This is a genomic window from Blautia sp. 1001283B150304_161114_C9, assembly GCF_015668165.1.
In the GTDB taxonomy this organism is placed as follows: domain Bacteria; phylum Bacillota; class Clostridia; order Lachnospirales; family Lachnospiraceae; genus Blautia_A; species Blautia_A wexlerae.
Genome location: NZ_JADPGO010000004.1, coordinates 158,265 through 165,793, shown reverse-complemented (window position 1 = coordinate 165,793; position 7,529 = coordinate 158,265). Strand labels below are relative to the sequence as shown.

Annotated in this window: 9 protein-coding genes; all 9 read left to right on the top strand. The window is 38.1% G+C overall.

What is annotated here, in order from left to right; genetic code table 11:
• The first annotated feature begins 1,710 nt into the window (after positions 1-1,710).
• Complete coding sequence (locus I4V44_RS03740) at positions 1,711-1,971, top strand: hypothetical protein (RefSeq protein WP_196002360.1); 261 nt, start codon at positions 1,711-1,713, stop codon at positions 1,969-1,971.
• 347 nt (positions 1,972-2,318) lie between these two features.
• Positions 2,319-2,510, top strand: a complete 192-nt coding sequence (locus I4V44_RS03735) for a DUF5659 domain-containing protein (protein ID WP_173720178.1) — start codon at positions 2,319-2,321, stop codon at positions 2,508-2,510.
• 14 nt (positions 2,511-2,524) lie between these two features.
• Entirely contained in the window at positions 2,525-3,985 is a 1,461-nt protein-coding gene (locus I4V44_RS03730; protein ID WP_196002359.1) for a helicase-related protein, read from the top strand.
• Between the two features lie 379 nt (positions 3,986-4,364).
• The gene (locus tag I4V44_RS03725; RefSeq protein WP_196002358.1) at positions 4,365-4,724 is read left to right on the top strand and encodes an HU family DNA-binding protein; all 360 of its coding nucleotides are present in this window, start codon (positions 4,365-4,367) and stop codon (positions 4,722-4,724) included.
• Positions 4,721-5,020 carry an HU family DNA-binding protein gene (locus I4V44_RS03720; protein WP_196002357.1) on the top strand — a complete coding sequence of 100 codons (300 nt, stop codon included), beginning with the start codon at positions 4,721-4,723 and terminating at the stop codon, positions 5,018-5,020. Before I4V44_RS03725 ends, I4V44_RS03720 begins: the two co-directional genes overlap by 4 nt.
• A complete protein-coding gene (locus I4V44_RS03715; protein ID WP_196002356.1) occupies positions 5,010-5,852 on the top strand; it encodes a hypothetical protein in 843 nt (280 codons plus the stop codon). Before I4V44_RS03720 ends, I4V44_RS03715 begins: the two co-directional genes overlap by 11 nt.
• Positions 5,853-5,863: 11 nt before the next feature.
• A complete protein-coding gene (locus I4V44_RS03710) occupies positions 5,864-6,343 on the top strand; it encodes a hypothetical protein (RefSeq protein WP_196002355.1) in 480 nt (159 codons plus the stop codon).
• Positions 6,344-6,726: 383 nt separating this feature from the next.
• The gene (locus I4V44_RS03705) at positions 6,727-6,945 is read left to right on the top strand and encodes a helix-turn-helix domain-containing protein (protein WP_118571163.1); all 219 of its coding nucleotides are present in this window, start codon (positions 6,727-6,729) and stop codon (positions 6,943-6,945) included.
• Entirely contained in the window at positions 6,945-7,511 is a 567-nt protein-coding gene (locus I4V44_RS03700; RefSeq protein WP_118571162.1) for a recombinase family protein, read from the top strand. Before I4V44_RS03705 ends, I4V44_RS03700 begins: the two co-directional genes overlap by 1 nt.
• The last annotated feature ends 18 nt before the right edge of the window (positions 7,512-7,529 follow it).

The window sequence follows — 7,529 nt, the reverse complement described above, 5'->3', positions numbered from 1 at the left end:
CTTTTAAAACCCCTTCCGGCAACGGAAAGGTCTTTACTGGAGGCAAAAGTCCCTCCTGTAAAGCGTAGAACCTCATGTGTTTATGCTGACTTAAGAGAACTTCATCTGCAAATGGAGATTTTAAAAGTAGCATAAACACAGGCAGATATACAGCGGATTACCTGTAATGTGGGAACCTGCCGTATCCGGCATGGAAAAAGCACATAACTGTGCAGACTTAAGTTACAGGCGTATCCGCCGATATTCAGTCTGACGCCTAAAGCGTCTGGAAGCACGTGACTTTAGCCATGTGAGGTTCACGATTATCGGAAAATACCTGTAAACAGCGTAAATACAGCATTTCAAGGAGTTTTAAGCAATGATAAGAGTGTTATTTGTCTGCCACGGCAACATATGTATATATAAGCTAAAATACCGTATTTAAGCCATTTTCAGAGAATGGGAAAGGCTATTTAGTACCAAATTAGTACCAGTCAATTTTAGAATATCCGCATGACACGACTTGATAGCTCCCAATAGGGGCTATTTTTTGTGTAATAAAACACAAATTTTATTTGTTCTATAAAAGTTAAATGAAGTCATACAAAGAGAATTAAGACGCTTTCAATTTGGTTATCTTTTTCGTCTGTGATACGATAACCAGCGTGGTTACAGAGAATTTTGCGTTTGAGTGATAATTTATGGAAAAGAAAGATTCAATAAATAATAATTTTTGTTTTTTGTTGATAAAAAACCTCTGCAATACGATAACCAAGGCTGTTACAGGCGATTTTATAGCTTGCTGACAATTTATGAAAGAGAGACACAAAGGTTTGTGGACAAGTCAATTAAATTATCTGAAAATTTTCAAAGTACGATAAACATGGCATTTCAGAGCTTTTTTCTAAAATCGACAATTTATGGGAAGAGGGATAAAAGCATTCCGCAAGTGTTTTTTAACTATCTGAAAATTCTGCAACCGCGATAGCTGTCGTTTTACAGGGGCTTTTATTAAAATGTATAATTTATGGAAAAGAGAATAGACAAACGCTTTTTAAATTCTTAAATTTCCGTAATACGATAACCAACGTGGTTACAAGGCTTTTAAAGCCCCGTTGGTAGTTTATGGAAAGAGAGATAAAAATATGTGACAGTTCAAAAATTTAGCTTGAATTTCTGTAATACGACAGCCAACGTGGTTACAGATGATTTTAAGTCTTGTCGATATTTTATGGAATAGACAGACGTATATATGTACAGTTCAATTAAATGTTGCGAAAGCCCTGTGATGCGATAATGGACGCGGTTACAGGCAGTTTTAAGGCTTTCCGATAGTTTATGAAAAAAAGAGATGTACCCAAAATTCGATATATAAGCGGCGGTAACTGCTTCTGCTGCCGCTCCCTCCTTAAGCTGATCGGAGGGCATACATGACTATGCCTTGCGATGAGCCAAAGGCTTAACAATGACAATCTATGTACCTTTATTTATATATAAAAAACTGAATAGAGAGAGAGCTTCCGGTGCGTAGCAGTGACTAGGCATATGCCGGAAGCTGGAGCAGTCAAGGGTAAATATGAGCGCATATATCTTATGTGCGTTGATATCTGCCTTGTGGCAGAGAAGAGTCTAAACCCAACACAGAGAGAGACACAGAACCGTTAACTGTGTCTCTTTTTTTAAAAAATTTTTTTAGGTGAAAAAATCACCACGGAAGGAGTTTAAAAATAAATGGATAACGAAAATATAACATTACAGCTTGTTGATGTGTTCAACGAGTATCTTGATCTCAACGGTCTAACCGTAAGCTATGCGGCGCGTTGCACGAAAATTCCGCGTACTTCACTGGCGGAGTGGGCGAAAGGGCAGCGATGTCTGACCGCAGAGAACGCCAGAAAAGTCAAGCAGTTCTTAAAAGGCGACTTCCTGATAAATATAGATACGATAGTAAACTATCTTGTCATGCAGCAAGAGGCAGCAGATGATTGTTAACTTGACAGAGAAGGAGATAGAGTGGATCAGCACTATCTTGGCTGACAAGTGCGACAGGTCTACACGTATCTTTGAAATTTCCGCTATCAAGACTATACTGGCGAAGCTTGATGTCAAGTACGATTGGCAGCCAGAGGAAAAACTTAAAGTTGTGTCAAGTGCCGATACTTGACAAATAAATAAAATGTGATATAATACAGCCAAAGAAAATTGAATAATGATTTCATGTGACTTGTAGAGGTCACTTACAGCAAAAAGCATTTAGAATAGAAGTGTATAGAAATTATGCACTCTGTTTTGAGTGCTTTTTTTGTTACAAAAATGTGCAAATTTTAGGAGAAATAAATATGAATGAAAAGAAAATTAAATGTAAAGCGATTTTTTCACAAAGACTGGCAGGCTATCTCTTGATGCGTGGCTTTGTCCTGGCAGAATCAAGGAAAGATTATAAAAATCCAGAAAAGAATTTATTTTTCTTCTTTGAATCGCCGGAGCTGATGGAAGCTATTACAGATTATACCAATAATCAGGAAAGATAAAGGAGATAGTTCATATGTTGGGTTCAAATATTTATATGTCCGATATAATCGGCGAATTATATACTACATGGAAAGACTGCCTTGTAATTTTAAATGGGGGAACTGGCTGCGGAAAATCGCATTTTGTCATAAATGTGCTGATACCATACTATGTAAGTCAGAATAAGCGGATTTTGTATTTATGTAATCGGGAAAAGTTAGAATCTCAGGTTAAGCCGCAAATAAACCGCTATCCCTTGGTTACTGTATGGACGTATCAAAGATTACAGGCAAAATTAAGAATTAAGAAAAATTTACCGAAATATGATCTGATTGTTTCAGATGAATGTCATTATTTCTGGACAGACGCGAAATTCAATAGTTACACGGATATAGCATATCAATATGTAATGAGTCAAACGCAAAGTGTTGTGATTCTCATGTCTGCTACAGCAGATAGCTTTTTTAGCGAATTGGAAGCTAACGGAAAGGTTGAGCCGGATCATATTTTTAAAATTGAAAAAAGTTATTCATATGTTGAACGAGTATTTACATACAAAAAGGATCAATTGCAAGATTTAATTGACTACATATTGAGTGCAGACGATGAAGAAAAAATATTGGTATTCGTCAATTCAATAAAGAGGCTTGAAGAAATGTACGAAATTTACGGAACTGATGCAGACTATTTATGTGCCAAAGGACAAAAATGTGATTTTGTAAACCGGGCAGCAGTCAAAGAATGCAAATTCTCTAAAAGAATTTTGTTTACTACTAAAATTTTGGATAATGGCATTGACATAAAAGATGATGCAGTAAAGCATATAATTTCGGAAATTTTTGACATTGACTGTATGCTTCAAGCCATAGGGCGAAAACGTCCCATAGATAGCCTTGATACATGCCGCTTTTACTTCAGAATCTATGATGGTAGAGCGATAAATAACTTCAATCGAATGGACGGAAAGCAACTTGAAGCAGTAGAACAATACTTAGATAACAAAGAACAATTCATAAAAACTATGTGTACTCTAAATTTAGACGCGCGACGTATCGCCCGTGAAAATAAGATATTTTATTGCGATTTCAGGAATGAGGAATTAAAAATTAACGAAATGGCATTACGGAAGTATCGGTTGGATTATTCGACTACACTAGAGATGAAAGATTCCAGTTATGAAAAGGTATTGTTTGACCGCCTTGGATCGGAGCTATCAGGGAAAAGAGCAGAGCTAAAGATATATACACAAAGCCATGATATTTTCCTGGACTATCTTAAAGAGATTGAAGGAAAAAAGTTGTTCAAAGAACAGCAAAAGGAATTGAAGAGCCGATTTAAGGATATTCTGGGGTTGCATGATCGCACGATGGGGATCAATACTTTGAATGGAAAACTTCAAGACTGTCAATATCAGTATGTTATTGAATCTAGGAGAGAACTTTCAAGAAAATCTGAGTACTTCAAAAAGACATATTGGATAATTGGAAAGATATAGGTGTTCCAAAAAAATGCAAATTTCTGAATAGTTAAGAAAAGTGTATGATTTTGGAACAAATATATGGACTTATCTTTTGATAAGGACATAAAAGACAACACAGAGCGTGTTGTCTGCCACTCATCAAAAGATGCGTGGCATAAATAAAAGAAATAGTAAAAACAATATAAAGAAAATTTTTAATATATATGTTCTTATATGTATTTTGGTATCGTGCCGGGAAGATCATATCTTTTACAGGTGTATCGGTTGGCACTCTGCCGACCAAAGGAAAAGAGGAAAAGCTATAAGTGTGGGCTTACACAATCTGGGAAAATCCCATTTTCTTTTTCTTTGTTGGTGGGGAAGGATTTAAAAACAATAGGAGAATGAAACGATAATGGATATAAACGAATATGGAAAAAGCAATATAGTATATACGAAAAAATTCGCGGAAAATCGCGATAGAACATTGACACAAAACGCCTTTATCCGCCGTATAGCAAAGACGAACGGGCTTCAGATAAAAGATGCTGATGTTGCTGTAAAGATGGTTATAGACGAGCTTCTGGCGTGTCTGAGAGAGGGTTTATGCGTGAAGCTGCAAGGCTTGGGGACTGTCGGCACATATACACGTAAAGGACGAGTCTTGGAACATAACGCCATCACTGGCGGAAGATGTGAAAGCCAGGATAAAACTGTGGTAAAGCTTGTGCCAAGTCAGAAACTAAACGCGAGTTTGAGAGGTGTTGAGATATGACAAGAGGCGAGATGATACGGCGATATAGTGAAATACAGTGCTGCTCTTATGAGGTGGCAGCAGATGCGATTGATACAGTCGTTACGCTGATATCAGAGGGACTGGAGCAAGACGGAAAGGTTTCAGTCAAGTACTTCGGACGCTTCGAGATAAAGCCGTTCAAGGCTCATAGGGGGTATGATTTTACTGAAAAGAAAAGCATTCAGATTCCCGCGCATAATACAATCCGCTTTACGCCATGTGAAGCGTGGAGGAAAGAAGTTTTAAGGAAGGAGATTGTAAAAGATGATAAGTGAAAGTTGTAACTTTTCCTTGCTGGCGGGGGATATACCGGGACGGCGTAAGATAAAGTTAGTCTTACATGAGGTATACCCAGATCGGCAGCACTGGAACAGAAATGGTATAACTTACTTGGAGCAGTACACCCGCGATAATGCGGATAGTATAAAAGGTATGCCATTATGTGCTGAGTTCCTTGATGACGATAAAGAAGTGCCTTATGGACACGGACTGACCGGACAGCTCAGAAACATGCCAGTTTTTGAGGATTCTGTGCAAGTGGGTTCATTTGAAGATTGGAGTATTGAAGATATTGAAATAGATGGTGAAGTACATAGATGTTTATGTGCCACAGGTTACATAAACGAGAGCCGTTATCCCAACTTTGTGAGATGGCTTGAAAAGCAGCTTGAAAGCGGAAGTCCTGTATATGGAAGCGTGGAGTTTTCCGGCACAAAAGACAATGATGGCGAAATAATTTATGATGGTGGCTGGAAAGAACAAGGGCGTGTGCCTATGGTTTATGATTATATAGGGCATAGCCTTATATCTATCGCACCCGCTGATGATGCGGCACTTATGCTTTCTTTTGATATGGTGCGCGGCGAGTTTGATGATGTCTTTGAGAAGGGAAAAGTTGAAAGCTGTACATCAGACTTTGATAACATCTTTGGTGTGCCGGATGCTATAAGTGGTACAGATGCTTGGGGATTTAGCGTCGTAGGAGCGTCCAAAGAGGAAAAGGACAAACCCCTGAGCAAGCATGAGTACGATCTTGTGATTGCCGCCGGGCTTATGGAAGATGAAGAAGAACTGGAAAATTTTGATGATATTTTTGTTATAAGATAGGAGAAAAAATTATGGAAAATGTAAAAGAATTTAGCAGACACGATAGAGTACGCATTAACAATTGTTATGGCTGGGACATCAGCTTTTACTCAGATGTCGCCCGCCGTGACATCACTATCCCCGCTTTTGCCACAGGTTACAGCCTTCTGACTTTGGATCAGACCGAGGAAGAGCTTCTGAAGCAGAACATTTTCTTTGTTGGACTGGATGGACTGGGAGATCATGCCGGGTTACAGATATGCGATCCTGACATGTACAAGTACCTTTTCCGCTGTGAGGATCATACCCACCATGTCAGTAAAGAATCTATCGTAGAGCTGCTTAAGCTGTCAAGTAAATCGAAGTATACAGAAGCTATGGAAGAAGCTATTAAGACTGCCAGTGAAGCAAGAATGTGCTTATACTATATGAATGACTTTGAGTGGACTGACTATCTCGGTTGGAAACGTGATATCTTGGAAGGATATTGCCGCCGCTTGATGACACACTAAGGGGAAAGCGTGAAAAGACCGCAAGTGTCAGTCTGTCTGCTTCAATCTTACTTCGAACCGAACTAAGTGAAAATTGCATGAATTTTTAGAAATTGACTGAAAACTAAGGAAATAAAAAAGGTTTACCGAGATGAGATTATAAAAAGGAATGTGTGTAATAGCACATTCCTATTTTTTTACGCTTTTATCTGTTATTAATGAGAGCGCACAGTTGACTGTTCCTAAATATGTATACTATGAAAAAGTATCAAAACTTAAAAGTAAAGATACCGTAAAAAAATCACTCTATGAGTAAAGAAAAATATTTACTTTTCCACTTGACGTAAAGAAATATCTGTACTATACTATAAGTAAAGAAATAACTTTACGAAAGGGGAAGCAGTATGAAGGTTTCAGAAATCATAAGAAATATCATGGATGAAAAAAAATGCAAACCAATTGACCTGGCTAAAAGACTAGGAATCAGCAAGCAGACGTTAAACGGTAGGCTCACGCAAGATAACATAAGCATCGACAAGCTGAATGAGATGTTAAAACAGATGGACTATAAGATAGTGATTGTTCCTAACACAAGCAAATCAAAAGGATATGAGGTGGAGTGATGGTTATTGGTTATTGTAGAGTTTCGACAAAACAACAAGCTAAAGATGGTAACTCACTGGAAGCACAGGAAAAAGCTATTCTTGAAAGATATGCTGATGCACGGATATACCGTGAGGCGTACACAGGTACGACAACAAGCAGACCTGTATTTACGGAGATCATTGACAATCTGAGAGCGAATGACATGTTGGTTGTTGCAAAGCTCGACAGGCTTGCTAGAAATACGGTTGAAGGCATTCAAATTGTGCAGCAAATTTTTGAGAAAAAAGCAAGCGTGCATGTCTTAAATGTTGGATTACTTGAAGATACACCGATGGGGCAGTTCTTTCTTACGACTCTTTTAGCGGTTGCACAGCTTGAACGTAGCCAGATCGTTGAAAGGACACAGACAGGAAAAGAGATAGCTAAAAAAAGAGAAGGATATAAGGAAGGCAGACCAAAGACAGACGAAAAAATTCTTGCTGAAGCTCTTGAAATGCTCAAAACTCACACTTACTTACAGGTTGTCGAAGCTACAGGCATAAGTAAAAGTACACTGATAAGAGCGAAAAAGAGAATAGCATAGAAAAAAAGAAATGAAAAG